We start from the raw sequence: 21,807 nt of genomic DNA, 5'->3' as shown, positions 1-21,807 counted from the left end.
GCCGGCGTGCGTCACCGACAGGGCGACGGCGAGTCTACGGGGCACCACCGACACGGCCGGGCCCGGGAGCCCGGCCGTCACCCCGACGGACGCCTCCCGGTCCGATAATCACTGTTCTCCGCGTCCCTTCCGTCCGAGAATGGATCATCGAACACCACGGGAGGGGACCCCATGAGCCAGGACACCCTGACTCTGCACGACCTGATGGCGCCCGACGAGCTCGCCGCCGCCCTCGCCGACGGGCACGTGACGCGGAAACCGCACCCCGGGCTGCCGCTGTCGATCTACACGTACACGCGCGCGTGCCAGTACGCCCAGCACTGGAACCGGGCCACCCTCCGCTGCCGCGGCCTCGTCGCCGACGACACCACCGGGCGGATCGTCGGACTGCCCCTCCCCAAGTTCTTCAACCTCGCCGAGCACGCCACCGGCAGCCCCTACGCGCCCCCGCTGCCCGACGAGCCCTTCGAGGTGTACGACAAGGTCGACGGCAGCCTCGCCGTGGTCTTCCACTACGCGGACCGCTGGCACGCCGCCTCCAAGGGCTCCTTCACCAGCTCCCAGGCCGTCTGGGCGCAGCGCCGCCTCGACGCCGCCGACACCACGGGCCTGACGCCCGGCACCACCTACCTCGCCGAGATGCTCTACCCGGGCAACCGCATCGTCGTGAACTACGGCGAGCGCCGCGACCTCGTCCTGCTCGCCGCCTTCGGCCCGGACGGCACCGAGGTGCCCCTCGCCGAGGCCGCCGCCTCCTGGGCGCCCCTCGGCAGCGTCGTCCGCACCTGGTCCGTCGCCACCCTCGACGAACTCGTCGCCCTCACCGAGTCCAACACCCTGCCGGGCGGGCACCCGGCCACCGGCACCGACGCCGAGGGCTTCGTGCTGCGCTTCGCCTCCGGCCTGCGCGCCAAGGCCAAGCTGAGCGAGTACGTCCGCCTCCACAAGGTGCTCACCGGCGTCACCGAGCGGGACATCTGGCGCGGCCACGGCGTCCAGCGCTTCGCCGGCCTGCCCGCCGGCCAGGTCGCCAAGGGCCTCGGCTGCGCCGTCGCCGACGTCGAGGCCTCCGGCGGCAAGCCCCTCGACGCCCTCCTGGAACAGGTCCCCGACGAGTTCGACCAGTGGGTGCGCGGGGTGATCGCCCGCCTGGAGGAGACCGCCGCCGAGCGCGGGCGGGCCGTCGACGAGGCGTACGCCCGCCTGGCCCACCTCGCCGGCGACCGGGCCGCCTTCGCCCGCGCCGCCGCCGGCCTGCCCGACAAGGGCCTGCGCGCCGCCCTCTTCCTGCGCCTCGACGGGCGCCCGACCGACCTCCTCCTCTGGCGGCAGGTCCGCCCCGAGGCCACCGACCCCTTCGCACACGACCAGGAGAACTGACCGTGCCCGTCGTCCACGTCATGACCGGCCTTCCCGCCTCGGGCAAGACAACGGCCGCCCGCGCCCTGCAGGCCGACGCCGAGGGCCGCGTGCGCCGCGTCAACCTCGACGACCTGCGCACCATGCTCGACCTGCCCGACCCCGAGCGCGGCCGCTCGCACACCCGGGAGCAGACCGTCCTCGCAGTCCAGGACGCCGCCGTCCGCGCGGCCGTCGACGACGGCTTCGACGTCGTCGTCGACAACACCCACCTCACCCCGCACATCCCCAAGCGGCTCAAGGCCGCCGTCGCGGGCCTGGACGTCACCTTCGCCGTCCACGACTTCACCGGCGTGCCCGTCGACGAGTGCGTCCGCCGCGACGCCGCCCGCGAGCGGCCCGTCGGCGAGGAGATCATCCGGATCCTCGCCGACAAGCACGCCAAGGCCACCCGGGGCGGCTGGCGCCTGACCGCCGACTGGCTGAACGACCGCCCGGCCGTCGAGCCGTACGTCGCGGACCCGGCGCTCCCCACCGCCGTCATGTGCGACATCGACGGCACCCTCGCCCTGCGCGTCGACCGGGGGCCGTACGACTTCACCCGCTGCGACCGCGACGCCCTCAACATCTCCGTCCGCGACGCCCTGCGGGCCTTCCGGAACGCCGAGCGCGACCGGATCGTCCTGCTCTCCGGACGCAGCGAGGACCACCGGGCCCTCACCGAGGAATGGCTCGCCCGCCACGGGGTGCCCTACGACGAGCTGTGGATGCGGGCCTCCGGCGACGGCCGGGGCGACGACCTCGTCAAGGCGGAGCTCTTCGACGCCCACGTGCGCCACCGCTACGCCGTCCGCGTCTCCCTCGACGACCGCGACCGCGTCGTGGCCCTCTGGCGCCGCATGGGCCTCCCCACCTGGCAGGTCAACTACGGCGCCTTCTGACCGGTGCGCCCCCGGCCCGACCGGGGGCGGCGCCGACCGCCCCCGGCACCGTGCCAGGATCGTGGGATGGTGGAAAAGATCATCGCGGCGTGCGACGGCGCGTCGAAGGGAAACCCCGGCCCCGCGGCCTGGGCGTGGGTCATCGGCCGGTCCGACGGATCGGTCGACCGCTGGGAGGCGGGCCCGCTCGGCCGGGCGACCAACAACGTGGCCGAACTCACGGCCCTGGAAAGGCTCCTGGAGGTCCTCGACCCCGACGTGCCCGTCGAGGTGCGCATGGACTCGCAGTACGCCATGAAGGCGGTCACGACCTGGCTGCCCGGCTGGCGCCGCAAGGGCTGGAGGACCGCCTCCGGCAGTCCCGTCGCCAACAAGGACCTGGTGGTCCGCATCGACGCGCTCCTCACCGGCCGCGACGTCGACTTCGTCTACACCCCCGCGCACCAGGTCGACGGCGACCCCCTCAACGACGCCGCCGACCGCGCGGCCAGCCACAGCGCCCGCACCCAGGAGGCCGCGAGCTCCGCCGCCGGCGCCCCGCTGCCCCCGCCGGAGGCGCCCGCCAGGGCCTCCGCGCCCCGCTCGCGCTCCTCCGCGCCGTCCGGCTCCCGGACCGGGTCCGCGAGCGCCACCGCCACCCGCCGGACACGCCCGTCCGGCGGCACGCTCAAGGCGAGATTCGCGGGCCGCTGCCGCTGCGGCAAGGCCTACGACAAGGGCGAGACCATCAGCAAGAACCCCGACGGCTGGGGCCATCCCACCTGCGTCTGAACGGCCGGGCCGTCCGACTGGCGGGCGGCCCCGTCCGTTGCTTGAGACCGGCGCGTCCGGGGCGCGCGAGAGGCTTCACCCACCCGTGTACGCGGGTTCGTCCGGGGTTCTGTTCTCCGAGCTGCCGGGGCTGCATACTGTCCTCCTCGCACCGGTGACGAACCGCTCTCACCTGCTCATTCGTCGTTCTCACGACATGGTCGGCACCGGCGAGAACCTCCCTCCAGCTACCGCCGCGGACTCTCCGTGACGGGAGCCTCCCCTGCCCGTGAAAGACCCGAGGTTCCGTGCCAGTACCTGTTCTCCTGACCGGGCGCTCCGTGCGCCTGGAGCCGCTGGCGATGCGGCACGCCGAAGCCCTCGCCCGGGCCGGCGGGGCGGACCGATCGGCCTACGCCTTCACCCCCGTTCCCGACGGCCTCGAATCGGCCCTCGACTACATCGCCCGCGCCCTCGCGGACCAGGCGGCGGGCCGTTGCCTGCCCTTCGCCGTGGTCAGTACCGCCGACGAACGGGTCGTCGGCTCGACCCGCTTCCTCGAACTCGACTACTGGCGGGGCCCGCTGGTCTGGCCGCCCGTCCCGGGCATGCCCCACGGCGATCCCCTGACCGCCGTCCCGGACGCCGCCGAGATCGGCAACACCTGGATCGCGGGCGCCGCCCGGGGCACCGGCATCAACACCGAGGCCAAGTACCTCATGTTCCGGCACGCCTTCGAGGTCTGGGGGGTCCGGCGCCTCACCCTGCGCGCCGACGCCCGCAACACCCGCTCCAGGATCGCGATCGAACGCCTCGGCGCGACCTGCGAGGGCGTCCGCCGCGCCCACTCCCGCGGCCTCGACGGGGCCGTCCGCGACACGGCCTTCTACTCGATCCTCGACGACGAATGGCCTGCCGTCCGCGACATCGTCGAACTCCGCATGTCCGCCCCGCGCCAGGTCCGGGTCCCCCAGGACCTGCTCCCGGCCTGAGGCCCGCGACCGCCGCCCCGGCCCTCCGGGGCGGCGGTCGCACGCGCCCCGAGCCCCTTCCGGCGGGCCCGGTACGGTGGCCGGGACAGCGAGCCGTACCGCCCGAAGGGACCGAGTGACCGTGCCGACCGGAACCACCGACGTACTCCTCCGGACGGAGGGCCGCGCCGGGTTCGTCACCCTGAACCGACCCCGCGCCATCAACGCGCTCACCCACGCGATGGTCCTCGCCGTCGACGAGGCCCTCACCGCCTGGGAGCACGACCCGGCCGTCGGGACGGTCGTGATCGACGGGGCGGGCGAACGCGGCCTGTGCGCGGGCGGCGACATCCGCGCCATCCACGACGACGCCCGCGCCGGAGGCACCGCGTCCGCCGCCTTCTGGCGGGACGAGTACCGGCTCAACGCCCGGATCGCCCGCTACCCCAAGCCGTACGCGGCCCTGATGGACGGCATCGTCATGGGCGGCGGCGTCGGCGTCTCCGCCCACGGCTCCCACCGCGTCGTCACCGAACGCTCCAGGGTCGCCATGCCCGAGACCGGCATCGGCTTCGTCCCCGACGTCGGCGGCACCCACCTCCTCGGGCGCGCCCCCGGTGAACTCGGCACCCACCTCGCCCTCACCGGGAGCCCCGTCGGGGCCGCCGACGCGATCCTCACCGGCCTCGCCGACCGGTACGTCCCCGCCGCCGAACTCCCCGCCCTGGCCGAGGACCTGGCGCTCCTGCCCGCCGACGAGGCCCTCGCCCGCCACGCCGCCACGCCCCCGCCCGGCGTCCTGGCCGGGCAGCGGGAGTGGATCGACGCCTGCTACGCCGCCCCGACCGTCGCGGAGATCGTCGAGCGCCTCTTCGACACCGGCGTGCCCGCCGCCAAGGAGGCGGCCGCCACCCTCCTCACGAAGTCCCCGACGGCCCTCGTGACGACCCTGGCCGTCCTCCGCCGCTCCCGCGCCCTCACCACCCTGGAAGAGGTCCTGGACCTGGAGTACCGCGCCTCCTGCGCCGCCCTGGCCACCCACGACCTCGTCGAGGGCATCCGCGCCCAGGTCGTCGACAAGGACCGCGACCCGCACTGGGACCCCGCCGCCCTCGACGCGGTCACGGACGCGGACGTCGCCCGCTCCTTCGCCCGGCCGCCCGGCGGCGACCTCGGCCTGGCCGCCGGGGAGCGGTAGACCGGGCGCCCGCGATGCGGTCCCGGGAGGCCTCAGCCCCGGCGCCGGCGCGCCCGCGGCGCCTCGACGGGCCTCCCCGCAGGCGCCGAGGGCGGCCGGTTCGCCTGGGAGGCGTCTGCCACATGCCCGCGGCGTCGCGGCGCCCGGCACGCACTCCCCCGTAGTCCTTCGGGCACGGGGGCACCCTCGCCGCGTTGCCGAACCGCCCACGTGGCTCCGCCACGAGGGCACTCCGGCGCCTTGCGATCGCACGCACCGGACGCCGCTCCTTCTCCCGCGCTCATGTGGCGGACACCCCCAGGGCCCCGGCCGCCGTCCGCCAGGCCTCGGTGACGGCCCCGTGCGCGAGCGCCGTCGCCTCCGCCACGTCGGCGGGCAGCGTCAGCGGTGCCCCGATGTGGACGTGCAGGCCGGGCCTGCGCACCGGCGCCGTGAGCACCCCGGCGAGCTGCTTCGCCCGCCCGCCGGAGGTGATCCGCCGGGCCCCCGCCTGACCGATCGGCACGACCTGCGCCCCGGTGGCCAGGGCGAGCCGGGCGAGCCCGGTCCGGAACGCCTCGGGCGTGTTCTCGGCGGAGTCCCGGCGCGGCGGTATGCGCCCCTCCGCGTACAGCATCACGTGCCGCCCCGACGCGAGCGCGACCGCCGCCCGGTCGAGGGCGGCCGCGGCGTGGGCCGTGCCGCGGTGCACGGGCACGTACCCCTCGCGGGTGAGCGCCCGGCCGAGGACCGGAATCCGCCAGAGCCCCGAGGTGGCCATCAGGACGGGCTCGACCGCGAGGTGGCCGCGGAGCGCGGCGAGCACGAGCGCCGGGTCCGCGAGCGAGGTGTGGTTCGCGACCAGGATGCTGCCGGGCGCGAGGCGCGCCCCCGGGTCGGCGGTGACGGTCAGTCGCCCGAAGAACGGGACGACGCGGGCGGCGATGCGGCTGAGCACGGAACGGGCCCCCTGGAGCCGAGGACGATGCGCTGACCCCGTCATCGTCGCGGGACCGGGGCGGCCCCGGCATGAGCGGACGTACTCAGCCGCCGTACTCAGGACGGGAGTCGGTGGCCGGGTGCTTTCCCCGCCGGTCTACGCTGAGCCCCGGAGGCCCGGGTCGACGGGGTGGCACGGACGGGGGAGGTGCGGGGCGGTGGAGCGTTCCGCACGACGGCTCGCGACCCTGGTGCCCGCCCTGCTCTGTGTGCTCTGGTCCCTGATCCTGACCCCGGCGGCCTCCGCCGCGGACCCGACCGCGGCCCCGGCGGCCCGTACGGTCCAGGGCTCCCCGGACCCGTCCCCGGACCGTACGGTCCAGGGCCCCGCCAGTCCGACCCCCGGGGACCCGAAGCCGAACCGGGCCCCGGCGGCCCGTACCGCTCCGGCCTCCGTGCCGGCACCGGCCCCCGCCCACCGTCTCGCGCCGCCGGAGCCGCACCTCGCGCCCGCCGCCGTCGCGGGGCTCCCGGCCGTCGTCGAGCACTCCGTGCGGTTCCCGGCGGTGCCCACCGCCCCCGCGGCCGTACCCGTCGACCTCTGCCTCCCCCCGCGCGGCCTCCTCGCCGGCGATCCCCGCCGCGAGCGGGCGCCGCCCGGCGGTCCCCACGTCCCGAGGGACCCCCGGGGTCCTCCCTCCACCCGGCACAGCTGACGTTCCTCCGCGTCGCCGTCCGGGCCATCGGCATGTCCACGGACCGGTCGCCGACGCGCACCCGACCGTACGTCCGGCACGGGAGCGGCCCGCGTCCCCTCCGGGGCGGCGCCCGCCCGCCCGTGCGCTGCCTGTGGAGTACCCATGTCCTCTCGTGCCGTGCTGTGGCGCGCGCTCCTCGCGCTCGCCGTCGTCGCGCTCTCCCTCTGGATCACCCTGACCACCCCGCCCCGCCTCGGACTCGACCTGCGCGGCGGCACCCGCATCGTCCTCCAGACCGAGGACGGCCCCGCCACCCGCGCCGACGCCGCGGCCACCGACCGCGCCCTGGAGGTGCTCCGCAAGCGCGTCGACGGCCTCGGCGTCGCGGAACCCTCCCTCGCCCGCTCAGGCGAGCGCCGCATCGTCGTCGAACTCCCCGGCCTGCGCGATCCGCGCAAGGCCGCCGAGACCATCGGCCGCACGGCCCAGCTCACCTTCCACGCCGTCACCGGCGAGGCGGAGGGACCGGCCGGACCGGCCGCCGCCGACGGCACCCGCGTCCTCGCCGACCCCGACGCGCCCGGCCGCTTCCTCGCCCTGGCCGCCCCCGCCCTCACCGGCGACGGGGTCGAGAACGCGGAGGCCGCCCTCGACACCACGAGCGTCCGCGGCTGGACCGTCGACCTCTCCTTCCGCGACCGGGCCGCGGGCGACTGGGCACGGATCACCGGCGCCGCCGCCTGCGCGTCCCCCGGGGACCCGGCCCGCAGGGTCGCCATCGTCCTCGACGACCGGATCGTCTCCGCGCCCGGCATGCAGACCGGCGTCCCCTGCGGGGCGGGCATCGGCGGCGGCTCCGCGCAGATCACCGGCGGCTTCTCCGCCCAGGAGGCCCGCGACCTCGCCGCGCTCGTCCGGGGCGGCGCGCTGCCCGTCCCCGTGACGACGGTCGAGCAGAGCACCGTGGGCCCGACGCTCGGCGCGGAGGCGATCCGGGCCAGCGCCCTTGCGGCGCTGATCGGCCTCGCCTGCACCGGCCTCTTCGTCATCGCCGTCTACCGGCTCCTCGGCCTCCTCGCCACCGCCGCCCTCCTGCTGTACGGCCTGATCTCGTACGCCGCCGTGGTCGCCCTGGGCGCCACCCTCACCCTGCCCGGTCTCGCCGGCTTCGTCCTGGCCGTCGGCATCGCCGTCGACGCCAACGTCCTGGTCTTCGAACGGGCCAGGGAAGAGTACGCGGCCCTGGGCCGGTCCGCCGGGCGCGATCCGCGGCGGCCGGTGACGACGGCGTTCGGCAAGGTGTGGAGCGCGGTCGCGGACTCCCACATCACCACGCTGCTCGCCGCCGGACTGCTGTTCGCCTTCGCCACCGGACCGGTCAAGGGCTTCGGAGTGACGCTCGCCGTCGGCGTCGTGACCTCGCTCCTCACCGCCATGGTGATCACCCGGCTCCTCGCCGACCTGACGCTCCGGCTGCCCGTCGTGCGCAGGCGGCCGGCGGTGACCGGCATGGCGGAGCTCGGCAGGCTGCGGACCCGGCTCACCCGCCGCGTCCCGCGCCTGACGGCCCACCGCCGCCGCTGGCTGACCGGCTGCGCCGGGCTCCTCCTCGTGGCCCTCGCCGGGATCGGCGTCCGGGGCGTGGAGTTCGGCGTCGAGTTCACCGGCGGCCGGGTCGTCCAGTACGCGGCCGACCGCCCGGTGGACGCCGACGCGGCCCGCGCCGCCGTCACGGCCGCCGGCTTCCCCGACGCCGTCGTGCAGACCACCGGCGAGGGCGACGTGTCGGTACGGGTGAAGGAGACCGGCGACGACGAGCGGCGGGAGATCGAGGAGGCGCTCACCGGGGTCGCCGGACCGGTGACGGTGGAGCGCGACGACCTGATCGGCCCGAGCCTGGGCGGCGAACTGCGCACCCACGCCCTGCTCGCGCTCGGCCTGGCGGTCGCGGCGCAGCTCCTCTACCTGACGACGCGGTTCCGCTGGACGTACGCGACGGCCGCCGTCGCCGCCATGACCCAGGACGTCCTCCTGGTGATCGGCCTGTTCGCCTGGCTGGGCAAACCGATGGACAGCGTGTTCCTGGCCGCGCTCCTGACCGTCGTCGGCTACTCGGTGAACGACTCCGTGGTGGTGCTCGACCGGCTGCGGGAGCTGCGGCGGCGCGGCGGCCGCGTACCGCTGCCCGACCTGGCCGACCGGGCGGTCGCCCAGACCCTTCCGCGCACGGTCAACACGGGCATGGGCGCGCTCTTCGTCCTGGTGGCGCTCGCCGTCCTGGGCGGCGACTCGCTGGAGGACTTCTCGGTCGCGCTGCTCGCCGGCGTCGTCCTCGGCATGGCGTCCACCGTCTTCACGGCGATCCCGCTGGCCGTGATCCTGGAGACCCGCCGTCCGGCCCCCGCTCCGGCGCCGGTGCCGGTGAAGCGCCGCCGTACGGGCGCCGTCGTCTGACCCGTTCCCCGTCGCTCCGTCGCCCCGCAGTCCACGGCGGGGCGACGGGGGAGAATCAGGCCATGACGACGAACATCCCGAGCGCCTCCGTCGTGGAGGCGGCGTGGTGCGAACTGCTCGCCTCCGACCGGGTGAGCGCCGACCTGGTCGCGGCGGCGTACGCCGAGCCGCGGCTGCGGCGGCTCTTCCCCTGGACCGGCATGTGGGAACTGCGCTTCAGCCGCTGCACCGAGCAGCGCCGGACGTGGGACGTGCCCTACATCGGTCCGACGGCGGCCGGCCCGGACCACACCGGGCCGTACTACGTCGAGGACCCCTCGCGGACGCGGAGGATCGGCGAGGCCGGCACGGCGCGGGAGGCGGTCGCCATGGTCGTCGAGCGCCTCCCGCCCGGCTGCGGCCCGGCCTTCGTCGGCACGCCCGCGGAACTCGCCGCGTACGAGAGCGGGAAGGAGGCCTGACCGCCCGTCACCCCGGCAGTTCGGCCTCGATCAGGTCGGCGGCCCGCCGCGTGCCGCCCTCGCGGGCCATCGACTCCTGGATCTCGCGCGAGCGGCGGGCCACCTCGGGGTCGTCGACGAGCGCGAGGACGGACTCCCGCAGCAGTTCGGGGGTCACCTCGCCCATCGGCAGGTGCCGTGCCACGCCCAGGGACTGGAGCATCTCGGCGTTCCCGAACTGGTCGGCGGCCAGGGGCACGGCCACCATGGGGGTGGCGGTGGACAGGCCCTCCTGGCTGCCGCCCGCGCCCGCGTGGGTGACGAAGGCGTCGGCCTGCCGCAGGATCGCCAACTGGGGCACCCAGGTGTGCACCTCCACGTTGTCCGGCAGGGCGCCGAGTTCGGCCGGGTCGACGAACTTCCCGATCTGCAGGACGACGTGCCAGCCCGGCAGGCCGCCGAACGCCTCGACGCAGGCCCGGTAGAAGTCGGGCTGCTTGGTGAAGGCGGAGCCCAGGGAGACCAGGAGCACCTTCTCCGCGCCGGCCGGCCGCCGCCACTCGCCCTGGTCGGCGCGCTCGCCCTGACAGGCGCCGACGAAGGTGTACACGGACTCGTCGACCCGGTCGGCCTGCGGCTGGAGGGCACGCGGGATGAGGACGATCGCGCGGCGCGGACGGGCGACGAACCGGTCGGGCGGGGTGTCGATCCCGTGCTCGGCGAGCCACTCCTCGAACCGGGCGAAGTACGCCTTGCCGCGCGGCGAGGCCTTGAGCTCGGCGTACATCGGCTCGGCGACCTCCTCCTCGTACCCCTCCCACGGCACGAGGTTCGGCCAGAGGGAGACGGCGGGGACGCCCCACGTGTGGGCGAGGACGCGGGCCGGGTACGAGGTGATGTCGTGGAGCACGAGGTCCGGCCGGTCCCCGTCGAAGGCCTCGGCGAGCTGGGGGAGCGCCTGCACGGCGTCGTTCAGGAACGGCTCGATGTTGTCGATCAGTTCGGTGCCCCAGGCGTCCGGGTCCTCGTCGGTCGGCAGCGTCGAGGTGTAGACGACCGGGGTGGCGCCGGTCTCCGCGACCTTCGCGGCGAAGGACTCGGGGACGGCGTAGCTGACGCGGTGACCCCGGGCGACGAGTTCGCGGATGACCTCCAGGCTCGGGTTCACGTGGCCGTGGGCGGCGATCGAGAACATGGCGATGTGTGCGGGGGATGGGGTGATCATGAGTCCACCTTGAACGAGACGATACGTATCGTCTAGCAATTTTGTCCTGAGTCCCCAGTCTGCCGGACCGCCCGTCGGACGGAGTTCACCGGAGGGTGCGTTCGGCGACTCCCTATATTGACGTGGTCATGCCACGATGGCGCGTACCGCGCGGCGCACGCGGACCCGTACGCCCTCGCACCGGGTGCTCGCGCGCGCCGTACGACCCCGCACGCCGCGTGCTCCTGCACGCCGTACACCCCCGCACACCGCCGTCGTCCGACCCGAAGGGGACGCAGTTGAAGACACCCGCGTACGCCGCCCGGGGCGCCCTCGCCCTCGCCGGGGCCCTCGCGCTGGTCATCGCCCTCCCGAGCAGCGCGCTCGCCGCACCGCCCACCGCCCTGCCCGGCAACGCCGACGCCCTGGAACGGGCCTTCCAGCCGGCCTTCGACTACGACACGGACGGCTGCTACTCCACCGCCGCGATCGGTCCCGACGGCACGCTCAACGGCGGCCTCAAGCCGTCCGGCGCCCTCAACGGCCAGTGCCGCGACGCCTCCGACCTCGCCGGCACCAACGGGTACTCCCGCGCGAAGTGCAACAACGGCTGGTGCGCGATCCTCTACGGCCTCTACTTCGAGAAGGACCAGGCGGTGGCCGGCAGCGGCCTCGGCGGACACCGCCACGACTGGGAGCACGTCGTGGTGTGGGTGCGGAACGACCGGGCGGAGTACGTCTCCACCTCCGCCCACGGGAACTTCGACACCTACGCCCGCGACCGGATCCGCTGGGACGGCGACCACCCCAAGGTCGTCTACCACAAGGACGGCATCGGCACCCACTGCTTCCGCCCCGCCAACGCCAACGACGAACCGCCCGAGAACCACCGGCAGACCTGGCAGTTCCCGACCCTGGTCGGCTGGAACGGCTACCCCGCGGGCATCCGCGAGAAGCTCGTCGCGGCCGACTTCGGCAGCGCGCACTTCGGCCTCAAGGACGGCAGCTTCGCCGCCCACCTCGCCAAGGCCAAACCCGCCGGGATCACCTTCGACCCGAACGGCTGACCCGCGTCCCTCCGGACGATCACGAAGGGATGAATCCACGGCGATGGCGCCCCGCCGGACACGACGGGGCGCCACGCTGCCGACGTGCGCAGAGAAGGCAACAAGGTCGTTCCCGGACAGCGGAACGCCGCACGGCGACCCGGCGCGGACCGGGCCGCGGACACCACGGCCGGCCGGCCCCGGCCGGCCCACCCCGTCCCCTCCGCGGAGGCGCGCCTCCGCTACTGGTTCGACACCACCCTCACCCGCGGCATACCGGCCCTCTGCGGCTGGCTCGCCCTGGGCTGCCTGGCCCTCGTCGTCCCCGTCAGCGCCCTCCTCGTCTGGACCGACCAGCAGGCCCCCGCCACCCTCGGATCGAGGATCGCGGCGGTCTGGCGCAGCACCGGACAGACCATGCGCCTGGGCGGCGAGGTCGGACCGCCCCTGCGCGTCCTCCTGTCCGTGCTCCTCGCCCTCATCGCCCTCCTGTACGTCTCCACCCTGGTCAGCCTCATCACCACCGGCCTCACCGACCGGCTGATGGCCCTCGACCGGGGCCGGGCCGCGATCCTGGAGCGCGGCCACACCGTCGTCCTCGGCTGGTCCGAGCAGATCCCGACCGTCGTCTCCGAACTGGTCGCCGCCCGCACCGAACGGCGCCGCCGCGTGATCGCGGTCCTCGCCGACCGGGACAAGGCCGCCATGGAGGAGGACCTCGCCACCACCGCCCGCGCCACGGGCCGCGCCCGCGTCCTGTGCCGCACCGGCCGCCCCACCGACCCCGCCGTCCTCGCCCGCGTGAGCCCGGCCACCGCGGACTGCGTCCTCGTCCTGCCCCGCGACGACCCCCGGGACGACGCCGAGACCGTCAAGACCCTGCTCTCCCTCTCGGCCGCCCTGGGGGAGGACCGGCGGGTCCGCGTCGTCGCCGCCGTGCGCGACGACCGCCACCTCACCGCCGCCCGGCTGGCCGGCGGCCCCCGGACCACCGTCCTGGACGTGGACGACATCTCGGCCCGGCTCGTCGTCGACTGCGCCCGGCAGCCCGGACTCTCCCTCGTCCACCAGGAACTCCTCGACTTCGCCGGACACGAGTTCCACACCCTGCGCGACCCCGTCCTGCCCGGCCTGACCTTCGAGGAGGCCGCCGGGGCCTGCCCGGAGTCCATCGCCGTCGGCATCGCCCACGACGACGGCACCGTGGCCCTCAACCCGCCCCTGTCCGCCCGGTTCCGGGAGGGCGACAGCCTCCTCGTGATCGCCCGGGACGAGCACTCCACCCGGCTGTCCGACCTCCCCGTGCCCCACGACCCGAGGGCCCTCACCCACGCGCCGACCCCGGCCCCCGCCCCGGCCGAGCGCGTCCTCCTCCTGGGCTGGAACCGCAGGGCGCCCCGGATCGTCGACCAGCTCTCACGGCGCACCCCGCCCGGCTCGACCCTCGACGTCGTGGCCGGACCGCGCGCCGCGACGGCCGCCGCCGTCCGGTCCGCCGCCGAAGCCCTCGCCCCCCGCATGCCGGTGCGCCACCACCCCGGGGACCCCACGCTGCGGTCGACGACGGACGCCCTCGACCCCACCGGCTACGACGTCGTGATCGTGCTCGGCCCCGACCCCCGGCCCGGCCGCGGCGAACCGGACGACCGGACCCTCGTCACCCTCCTGAACCTGCGGGCCCGGGAGGAGGAGAGCGGCCGTCACGTACCCGTCGTCACCGAGATGACCGACGACCGCAACCGGCTGATCGCGCCCCGGCCCGCCGGGGCCGACTTCGTCGTCAGCGGCAGGCTCATCGGGCTCCTCATGACCCAGATCTCCCAGAACCCCCACCTGACCGCCGTGTTCGAGGAACTCCTCTCCCCGGCCGGCAACACCCTCCACCTCCGCCCGGCCGCCCACTACGTCACCACCGGGCGGACGACGTCCTTCGCCGCCGTCGCCGCGTCGGCCGCCCGCCGCGGCGAATGCGCCATCGGCTACCGCTCCGCGACCGCCTCCGGCCACGGGATGCGGATCAACCCGCCCAAGGCCCGCGTGCGGCACTGGCACGCACAGGACCAGATCGTCCTCATCGCACCGGGCGACTGACACCGCCCCGGCCGGACCACCCCGCTCCACCGTGCCGGAGAACACCTATGGTGGACACGACTTCATGGCGGGCGGACGCGCGCGTGAACACGGGGGGAAGACGATGACGACGACGGCCGACGCCGACGGAGACGACTGTGCCCTGCCCGAGGACGACCTCAGGCAGGTCGGATACGCCTGGGACGAGGGCGAGGGGCTGGTGGCCGAGGCCCGCGACCGCGCCACCGCCTTCCTGGAGAAGGCCCGCACCGTCTGGGGCGTTCCCGTCTCCGAGCGCGCGGAGGAACTCACGCGGCTCGTCGTCAGCGAGCTGGTCACCAACGCCCGCAGACACGCCCCGGGCCCGGTCCTGCTGCAGATGAGCGTCGGGGCCGGGACCGTGGACGTCGTGGTGTGGGACAGCGAGCCCACGGTTCCGGCGGCCCATGCCGCCGATCCGGACCGGATCGGTCAGCACGGGCTGGAGATCGTCAAGGCCGTCGCCCGGGACCTCCACATCCGGCGGGAACCGGTCGGCAAGCGCGTCACCGCCCGCGTCGACCTGGTCTGAACCCGCCCCCGGACGTCAGGGGCGCGGCCGGGCCGCGGTGTCGAGGTAGAAGGCGTCGATGCTCTGGACGGCCCGCTCGAACTCCTCCAGGTTGACCGGCTTGGTCACATAGGCGTTGGCGTGGCTGCTGTACGCGCCGGTCACGTCGTCGGGCGCCGTCGACGTGGTCAGGACCACCACGGGGATGGTCTGGAAGTCCTCGTCGGACTTGAGGACCTTCAGCAGCTCCCGGCCGTTCATCCGGGGCATGTTCAGGTCGAGGACGATGAGGTCGGGCCGGGCGGTGTCCGGGGCGCGCAGGTGCTCCAGGGCGGCGACCCCGTCGGTGACCTGGACCAGGTTGCGGGCCCCGCGCTCGGAGAGTGCCTCCTCGATGAGCATGGCATCGGCGACGTCGTCCTCGACGAGCAGGACGTCGAAGGGGCGGGCGGGGGTGGTCATGATCGGTTGCTCCGTGGGTTTGTCGTATGAGTGGTCGAAGAGCCCCGGCCAGCGGCGACGGGCGCCCTGCCGGGTCATGCCGCAGGCCGCGCCGAGCTGCGGATAGCCGGCTCCCGCGCGGGCGCCGGCCACGACAGCTTCCTGCTGGAGCCGCTCGGCGGCCTTCTGGACGTGGTCCAGGACGTGGAGCAGGGCCAGGGCCCGCGCACGGTCGTCCGGTGCCGGACGCGAGGGATCGTTCAGGAGCTGCCGGACGAGGCGCTGCGCGAGCTCGTCGACCGCCGCGTCCGCTGCGGCGGCCGTTTCCTGCGGAGTGGTCCGCAACACGAAGTTCTTGCCTGGCACACCCGGCACTCTAGGTCCCCGGGAGGCCTGGCGACAACAACCGTTGTCGCCCATTACAGTGATCGCGCCGCACCTTCGCGGCCGTCGCAGCAGAGGAGTCAGCACCATGACCGTCGAGGGGAAGCGACCGCGCGAGCGGGGACTGTCCGCATGGACTACCCGGCGGTGGCTTCGCGTGGGCGCGGCCGTCTCCCTGGTCGTCCTGACCCTGCTCGGAGTGACGGGCGGCTGGATCCTCTCGCGCACCGAGGCGCTCAGCAAGGAACTCGTGGACGTGCGGTCCCCCGCGCTGACCACGGCGACCCGCCTGGAATCTGCGGTCCTCAACCAGGAGACCGGGATCCGCGGCTACGGCCTGACCGGCACCCCGGACTTCCTCACCCCCTACCGGGAGGGAATTGCCGAGCAGGAGTCGCGCACCGCGCAGCTCTCCGGGCTCCTCGCCGGCGACCGGGCCGCCCTGGCCGACCTCGGGGCCGTACGGGACGCCGTGGCCAGGTGGCAGGAGCGGATCGCGCGCCCGATCGCCGCGACCCCGCCCGGCTCGCCCTCACCGCTGGCCGTCGAGCGGGCGGCGGAGGGCAAGAAGGCCTTCGACGCGATCCGCGCCGCCCTGGGCGAGCAGCAGGAACGGCTGCGGGCGGACCGCCTCCGGGCCAGGGACGACCTGATGACCATGATGGGCGTCCGGAACTGGGTGTTCGGCGCCATCGCGGTGCTCATCGTCGTGCTGACGACCCTGATCTTCGAAGGGCTGCGCCGGGGCATCAACGAACCCCTCGACCGGCTCGGCTCGGACGCCCGGACCATCGCCGGCGGCGACTTCGAGCACCCCATCACCCCGTCCGGCCCCGCCGACCTGCGGCGCCTCGGCGAGGAGATCGACTCCATGCGCCGGCGCCTGGTGCGGGAACTGGCCTTCACCGAGGAGGCCCGCATGCGCCTCGACGCGCAGGCCGCGGACCTCCAGCGCTCCAACGCCGAACTGGAGCAGTTCGCGTACGTGGCCTCCCACGACCTCCAGGAGCCGCTGCGCAAGGTCTCCAGCTTCACCCAGCTCCTCCAGCGGCGCTACGGAGGACAGCTCGACAGCCGGGCCGACCAGTACATCGACTTCGCCGTCGACGGGGCGAACCGCATGCAGGTCCTCATCAACGACCTGCTCGACTTCTCCCGCGTCGGACGCCTGCACAACGCCCACCAGAGCGTCGACCTGGGCGACGTCCTGGAGCGGACCCTGTCCGCGCTGAGCGTCGGCATCGAGGAGGCCGGAGCGACGATCACGCACGACCCGCTGCCGGCCCTGGTCGCCGACCCCACCCAGATGGGCATGCTCTGGCAGAACCTGATCGGCAACGCCGTGAAGTTCCGCCGCCCCGACGAGGCGCCGCGGATCCACGTCACGGCGGCCCGTGAGGGCGAGCTGTGGCGGTTCACCGTCACCGACAACGGCATCGGCATCGCCCCGGAGTACGCCGACAAGGTCTTCGTGATCTTCCAGCGGCTGCACACCAAGGACGTCTACTCCGGCAGCGGCATCGGCCTCGCGATGTGCAAGAAGATCGTCGAGTTCCACGGCGGCGCCATCGCCGTCGACACGGAGTACCGCGACGGGACGCGGATCACCTTCACCCTGGCGCCCGAACCGCCGGAGACGCCCGGCCGGGCCGTCGTGCCGCAGGCCGTCCCCTCGGGCGCGGAGCGGACGAGATGAGCGCGACCGCGAGCGGCCCGGGCACGGCGCCCCAGGAGCCGACGTACCGCATCCTCCTGATCGAGGACGACCTGGGCGACGCCCTGCTCGTCGAGGAACTCCTCCACGACACCGGGCTGCGGTTCGAGCTGACCACCCGGACCACCCTGGCCGAGGCCCGCGCCGAACTGGCCGGCGCCCCGATCGACTGCATCCTCCTCGACCTGCACCTGCCCGACGTGTCGGGCACCGACGCGGTCACCGCGGTGCGGGCCGTGGCCCCGCACACCGCGGTCATCGTCCTGACCGGCCTCTCCGAGGCGCAGGCGGGCCCCGACGCCATGGCGGCCGGGGCCCAGGACTACCTCGTCAAGGGAAAGGTCGAGGCGGACCTGCTGCACCGGACGGTCCGCTACGCCGTCTACCGCAGCGAGACCGAGCGCGCCAACTCCGAGGCCCAGGCCGCCCGGCTGCGGGCCGAGGAGAACGCGCGCCTGGAGCGCGGCCTGCTGCCCCAGCCGATCCTCGACACCTCCGCGGTGCGGGTGACCTCCCGCTATCTGCCGGGCGCCACCCTGGCCCTGCTCGGCGGTGACTTCCTCGACGTGGTGGAGGGGGACGACGGGCTGCTGCACGCCGTCGTCGGCGACGTCAGCGGACACGGACCCGACGCCGCCGCCCTCGGCGTCTGCCTGCGGATCGCCTGGCGCTCCCTGGTGCTCGGCGGGCACCGCGGCGACGACCTGCTGCACCTGATGGAGCGCATCCTGCTCGCCGAACGCGGCGGCCAGCAGATGTTCGCCACCTGCACCCTCCTCACGCTCGACCAGAACACCGCGACCGCCACCCTCCACCTCGCCGGCCACCACGAGCCCCTCCTCACCACGCCCGAGGGGACCCGGGAGCTGGAGGCCGAGCACGGCATCGCCCTGGGCATCTTCCCCGGACCGCACCGCTGGCCCGCCACGGTCGTCCCGCTCCCCGCCACCGGCGCCCTGACCCTCTACACCGACGGACTCACCGAGGGCCACAGCGGGACGGCGAACGAGCGGCTCGGCGTCGAGGGGCTGCTCGACCTGATCGCGACCCTGCCGTCGGACGACCCGGCCGTTCACGTCGACCTCCTCATCAAGGAGACCCACGAACGGAACGCCGGCCGGCACTCCGACGACCTCGCCGTCCTGCGCCTCGACTGGGGGATCCCGCCGGCGCGCTCCTGAGCGGGGCCCGCGCCCGTCACGCGGCGGGCCGGCGCGCCTCGATCAGGGTCCGGGCGGAGTGGGCGACGAACGGGCCCTCCGCCCGGATCCGCGCGTCGAGGTCGCGCAGCCGGGGCAGATGGGCGTCGACCGTGAACCCGGGCACGATCCAGATCACCTTGCGCAGGAACCAGACGACCGCGCCGACGTCGTGGAACTCCATCCGCAGCCGCTCGGTGCGCAGGTCCACGACGTCGAGCCCGGCCGCCCGCGCCGCCGCGGCCTCGTCGTCGGGGTGGCGCGCCCGGGCCGCCTCCGGCTGCGGGCCGAGGAAGTACTCCACCACCTCCCAGACGCTGGCGGGCCCGACGTGCTGGGCGAGGTAGGTGCCGCCCGGCCGCAGGACACGGGCGATCTCCGACCACCACACGGTCGCCGGGTGCCGGCTGGTGACGAGGTCGAAGGCGGCGTCGCCGAAGGGCAGCGGCGGCTCGTCGGGGTCGGCGACGAGCACGACCCCGCGCGGGTGGAGGAGTTCGGTGGCCCGGGCGACGTTCGGCGGCCACGACTCGGTGGCCGCCATCGCCGGCGGCAGCACCGGAACCCCGGCCAGGACCTCGCCGCCGCCCGTCTGCACGTCGAGCCCGGCCGAGGCGGTGGCGAGCCGTTCGGCGAGGAGCCGGTGGTAGCCCCAGGAGGGGCGCTGCTCGGTCGCCCGCCCGTCGAGCCAGGAGAAGTCCCAGCCGTCGACCGGGGCCGCGGAGGCCTCCGCGACGAGTTCTTCGAAGGTGCGCGTCATCCCCTCATCATCCGACACGGCCGCCCACCGGCGGCCCCCGGGCGAGGACCCGTGACCGGACCATGGTCACGGAGGCCCGAGACGGGCACCCTGGACGGCACCACGGCGGGCGACCCGGGCGCCCGCCCCCTGACGTGAAAGGGCGGAGCCCATGCCCCCGCACTTCGGCGACTACCAGAACGAGATCTACTTCGAGGGCCTCTTCGGCACCGTCCCCCCACTGCCGATGACCTTCGCCGAACTGGAGTCGAAGGCGCGGGCGGCCCTGTCGCCCTCGCTGTGGTCGTACGTGGCCGGCGGCGCGGGCGACGAGCACACCCAGGAGGCCAACACCACGGCCTTCCGCGCCTGGGGACTCGTCCCGCGCATGATGGTGGGCGCCGCGCGGCGCGACCTCTCGGTCGACCTCTTCGGCACGACGCTGCCCTCGCCGCTGTTCATGGCACCCGTCGGCGTCATCGGCCTCTGCGCCCAAGACGGACACGGCGACCTGGCGACCGCCCGCGCCGCCGCCCGCACCGGCGTGCCGATGATCGCCTCCACGCTCACCGTCGACCCCCTGGAGGAGGTCGCCGCCGCGCTCGGCGACACCCCCGGCCTCTTCCAGCTCTACACGCCCACCGACCGGGACCTCGCGGAGAGCCTGGTGCACCGCGCCGAGGCGGCCGGCTTCCGGGGCATCGTCGTCACCCTCGACACCTGGATCACCGGCTGGCGCCCCCGCGACCTCGCCACCAGCAACTTCCCCCAGCTGCGCGGACACTGCCTGGCCAACTACACCTCCGACCCCGTCTTCCGGGCCCGGCTCCCCAAGCCCCCCGAGGAGGACCCGCGCGCCGCCGTCGTGGAGTGGGCCGGGATCTTCGGCAAGCCGCTGGTCTGGGACGACCTCGCCTGGCTGCGCTCCCTCACCGACCTGCCGATCCTCCTCAAGGGCATCTGCCACCCCGAGGACGTCCGCCGCGCCCGGGACGGCGGCGTCGACGGCATCTACTGCTCCAACCACGGCGGGCGCCAGGCCAACGGCGGCCTGCCCGCCCTCGACGCCCTGCCGGGGGTGGTCGCCGCCGCCGACGGCCTGCCCGTCCTCTTCGACTCCGGCGTCCGCACCGGGGCCGACGTCGTCAAGGCCCTGGCCCTCGGCGCCACGGCGGTCGGCGTCGGCCGCCCGTACGCGTACGGACTCGCCCTCGGCGGTACGGACGGCGTCGTCCACGTCCTGCGCTCGCTCCTCGCCGAGGCCGACCTGATCATGGCCGTCGACGGCTACCCCGCCGTCGGCGACCTGCGCGCCGACGGAGCGCTGCGGCCCGTACGGCCCGTCTGAACCGTCCTCCGGGGGGCCTTCAGGAGGAGCGGCGCGCGCGGCCCGCCAGGGAGGCGACCTTGCGCCGCCGCTCCTCGCGCATGCGCGTGTGCCGGTCCAGCTCCTCCATGAGGCGGCGGCCCCGGTGGCCCGGGTCCAGCTCGTTCAGGACGCGGTCGATCTCGGCGAGGAGGGCGCCGTACAGCTGCCAGCGGCCCGGGTCGTCCACCGCCTCCGCCCTCAGCATCCCGGCGGCCCGGTCGCGGGCCTCGCGGGCCGCCTCCAGCTGCTCGGCGAGCCGGTTCTCCGCCGTCTCCGCGCCGGAGCTGGAGTGCGAGGTGACGAGGACCGCGAAGCTCACCAGGGTGTCCCCGAGGTGCCGCACCACCTCCTGGAGGGTGCGGGACGTCTCCGGGCGGAAGAGCACCGCCCCGTCCCGCTCCCGCGCCAGGTCGGTCAGGGTGCGGGTGAGGACCCGCAGCACCACGGCGGAGATCTCCAGGGTGTCGAGCCCCGTCCGCAGCACGATCCGGTGCAGCAGCCCCTCCTTCACGCGCGGGTTCAGCCGCAGGCTGTCCTCCGCCTGCCGCAGGGCCGCGTCCACGTCGGCGACGTCGTTGTCGAGGCGCCGCGCCTCGTAGAGCCGCGCCGCCGCCAGGTCCACGGACGACGGCCCGTCGAAGTCGCCGAACGGATCGGGTTCGGCGGGGACGTCCGGGTCCGTGAGCTCCTCGCCGAGCCCGAGGAGCAGCTGCCGCATCCGCCGGGCCAGGTCCACGATCGAGTCCCCGGCGGTGTCCACCCAGACCGGCGGCACGAGCACCATGTTGAACACCATGCCCACGATCGCGCCGATCAGGGTCTCCAGGACGCGGTCCCAGGCGGTATCGGCGACCTGGGTGACCCCGAGGACCAGCATCGCGCTGATCGCCACCTCGGCGACGAACTCCTCCACCCGGACGAACCGGCCCACCACGAGGGCCGCCAGGATGACCAGCGCGAGGCTCCACCACGTCAGACCGACGAGGACGCTGAACGCGATGGCGATCAGCACGCCGACGACGACGGAGTTCACCCGCCGCAGACTCGTCACCAGCGTCGAGTACAGCGTCACCTGCACCACGAGCAGCGCCGTCAGCGGCGCGGTCAGCGGCGCCGGCTCGGAACTGAGCTGGAGGGCGACGACGTACGAGATCGTCGCCGCCGCGGTGGAACGCAGGGTCTGGACCACGAAGGGGTCCCGCCGCTGGCGCTCCCACCACCGCCACAGGCGCCCTTGGCGCAGCGAGGCGAGCGATACGGAGCGGTGGGGCATGAAGTACTCCTCCTCCGGTCGGTGAGGGACGCGTCCCGGGCCGGGCGCGATCTTGTGCGCGCCTACCCGCCCGTCGCCTTCGCACCGCG

General features: G+C 74.7%; 19 protein-coding genes. 14 read left to right on the top strand and 5 right to left on the bottom strand.

Going from position 1 to position 21,807, the window contains the following annotated elements:
- Positions 1–171: 171 nt before the first annotated feature.
- From ACWGSR_RS00370 to ACWGSR_RS00350, 5 genes are all read left to right on the top strand, one after another.
- On the top strand, positions 172–1,380 hold the full coding sequence (locus ACWGSR_RS00370; RefSeq protein ID WP_453562662.1) for an RNA ligase: 1,209 nt from the start codon (positions 172–174) through the stop codon (positions 1,378–1,380).
- Between the two features lie 2 nt (positions 1,381–1,382).
- Entirely contained in the window at positions 1,383–2,300 is a 918-nt protein-coding gene (locus tag ACWGSR_RS00365) for a phosphatase domain-containing protein (protein WP_376241475.1), read from the top strand.
- Positions 2,301–2,366: 66 nt separating this feature from the next.
- A complete protein-coding gene (locus ACWGSR_RS00360; RefSeq protein ID WP_453562660.1) occupies positions 2,367–3,071 on the top strand; it encodes a ribonuclease H family protein in 705 nt (234 codons plus the stop codon).
- Positions 3,072–3,358: 287 nt separating this feature from the next.
- Entirely contained in the window at positions 3,359–4,042 is a 684-nt protein-coding gene (locus ACWGSR_RS00355; protein WP_366378645.1) for a GNAT family N-acetyltransferase, read from the top strand.
- 115 nt (positions 4,043–4,157) lie between these two features.
- The gene (locus tag ACWGSR_RS00350) at positions 4,158–5,219 is read left to right on the top strand and encodes an enoyl-CoA hydratase/isomerase family protein (protein ID WP_453562658.1); all 1,062 of its coding nucleotides are present in this window, start codon (positions 4,158–4,160) and stop codon (positions 5,217–5,219) included.
- Positions 5,220–5,499: 280 nt separating this feature from the next.
- Here ACWGSR_RS00350 and ACWGSR_RS00345 read toward each other — a convergent pair whose 3' ends face one another.
- Complete coding sequence (locus ACWGSR_RS00345) at positions 5,500–6,156, bottom strand: lysophospholipid acyltransferase family protein (RefSeq protein ID WP_453562656.1); 657 nt, start codon at positions 6,154–6,156, stop codon at positions 5,500–5,502.
- A gap of 199 nt (positions 6,157–6,355) precedes the next feature.
- Between ACWGSR_RS00345 and ACWGSR_RS00340 the strand changes: the two genes are divergently transcribed.
- From ACWGSR_RS00340 to ACWGSR_RS00330, 3 genes are all read left to right on the top strand, one after another.
- Entirely contained in the window at positions 6,356–6,853 is a 498-nt protein-coding gene (locus ACWGSR_RS00340; protein ID WP_453562654.1) for a hypothetical protein, read from the top strand.
- A 144-nt stretch (positions 6,854–6,997) separates the two neighbouring features.
- Complete coding sequence (gene secD / locus ACWGSR_RS00335; RefSeq protein ID WP_453562652.1) at positions 6,998–9,289, top strand: protein translocase subunit SecD; 2,292 nt, start codon at positions 6,998–7,000, stop codon at positions 9,287–9,289.
- A 62-nt stretch (positions 9,290–9,351) separates the two neighbouring features.
- Positions 9,352–9,750 carry a DUF6193 family natural product biosynthesis protein gene (locus ACWGSR_RS00330; protein ID WP_376241488.1) on the top strand — a complete coding sequence of 133 codons (399 nt, stop codon included), beginning with the start codon at positions 9,352–9,354 and terminating at the stop codon, positions 9,748–9,750.
- A 7-nt stretch (positions 9,751–9,757) separates the two neighbouring features.
- On the opposite strand, the gene mgt is transcribed toward ACWGSR_RS00330, so the two are convergent.
- Positions 9,758–10,954: a macrolide-inactivating glycosyltransferase gene (mgt, locus tag ACWGSR_RS00325; RefSeq protein WP_453562650.1), complete on the bottom strand. Its 1,197-nt coding sequence runs from the start codon at positions 10,952–10,954 to the stop codon at positions 9,758–9,760.
- Between the two features lie 278 nt (positions 10,955–11,232).
- Between mgt and ACWGSR_RS00320 the strand changes: the two genes are divergently transcribed.
- The 3 genes from ACWGSR_RS00320 (at position 11,233) to ACWGSR_RS00310 (ending at position 14,620) form a co-directional block, all read left to right on the top strand.
- A complete protein-coding gene (locus ACWGSR_RS00320) occupies positions 11,233–12,000 on the top strand; it encodes an NPP1 family protein (protein ID WP_453562648.1) in 768 nt (255 codons plus the stop codon).
- A gap of 84 nt (positions 12,001–12,084) precedes the next feature.
- A complete protein-coding gene (locus ACWGSR_RS00315) occupies positions 12,085–14,070 on the top strand; it encodes a CASTOR/POLLUX-related putative ion channel (protein ID WP_453562646.1) in 1,986 nt (661 codons plus the stop codon).
- Positions 14,071–14,173: 103 nt separating this feature from the next.
- Positions 14,174–14,620: an ATP-binding protein gene (locus ACWGSR_RS00310; RefSeq protein WP_453562645.1), complete on the top strand. Its 447-nt coding sequence runs from the start codon at positions 14,174–14,176 to the stop codon at positions 14,618–14,620.
- Positions 14,621–14,635: 15 nt separating this feature from the next.
- Here ACWGSR_RS00310 and ACWGSR_RS00305 read toward each other — a convergent pair whose 3' ends face one another.
- Positions 14,636–15,406 carry a response regulator gene (locus tag ACWGSR_RS00305; RefSeq protein WP_376241498.1) on the bottom strand — a complete coding sequence of 257 codons (771 nt, stop codon included), beginning with the start codon at positions 15,404–15,406 and terminating at the stop codon, positions 14,636–14,638.
- A gap of 106 nt (positions 15,407–15,512) precedes the next feature.
- Here ACWGSR_RS00305 and ACWGSR_RS00300 point away from each other — a divergent pair, with 106 nt between their 5' ends.
- Entirely contained in the window at positions 15,513–17,120 is a 1,608-nt protein-coding gene (locus ACWGSR_RS00300) for a sensor histidine kinase (RefSeq protein WP_453562643.1), read from the top strand.
- Positions 17,117–18,319, top strand: a complete 1,203-nt coding sequence (locus ACWGSR_RS00295; protein ID WP_376241502.1) for a PP2C family protein-serine/threonine phosphatase — start codon at positions 17,117–17,119, stop codon at positions 18,317–18,319. Before ACWGSR_RS00300 ends, ACWGSR_RS00295 begins: the two co-directional genes overlap by 4 nt.
- Positions 18,320–18,335: 16 nt before the next feature.
- On the opposite strand, the gene ACWGSR_RS00290 is transcribed toward ACWGSR_RS00295, so the two are convergent.
- Entirely contained in the window at positions 18,336–19,097 is a 762-nt protein-coding gene (locus ACWGSR_RS00290; RefSeq protein ID WP_453562641.1) for a class I SAM-dependent methyltransferase, read from the bottom strand.
- Positions 19,098–19,248: 151 nt separating this feature from the next.
- On the opposite strand from ACWGSR_RS00290, the gene ACWGSR_RS00285 reads away from it, so the two are divergent.
- Positions 19,249–20,424: a lactate 2-monooxygenase gene (locus ACWGSR_RS00285; protein ID WP_453562639.1), complete on the top strand. Its 1,176-nt coding sequence runs from the start codon at positions 19,249–19,251 to the stop codon at positions 20,422–20,424.
- A gap of 19 nt (positions 20,425–20,443) precedes the next feature.
- Here ACWGSR_RS00285 and ACWGSR_RS00280 read toward each other — a convergent pair whose 3' ends face one another.
- Complete coding sequence (locus ACWGSR_RS00280) at positions 20,444–21,718, bottom strand: FUSC family protein (RefSeq protein ID WP_376241508.1); 1,275 nt, start codon at positions 21,716–21,718, stop codon at positions 20,444–20,446.
- Positions 21,719–21,807 lie beyond the last annotated feature (89 nt).

It is taken from the genome of Streptomyces sp. NPDC055632, assembly GCF_053618675.1.
Note: the sequence above shows the minus strand (reverse complement) of the source record. Positions and strands in the feature narration are given on the sequence as shown.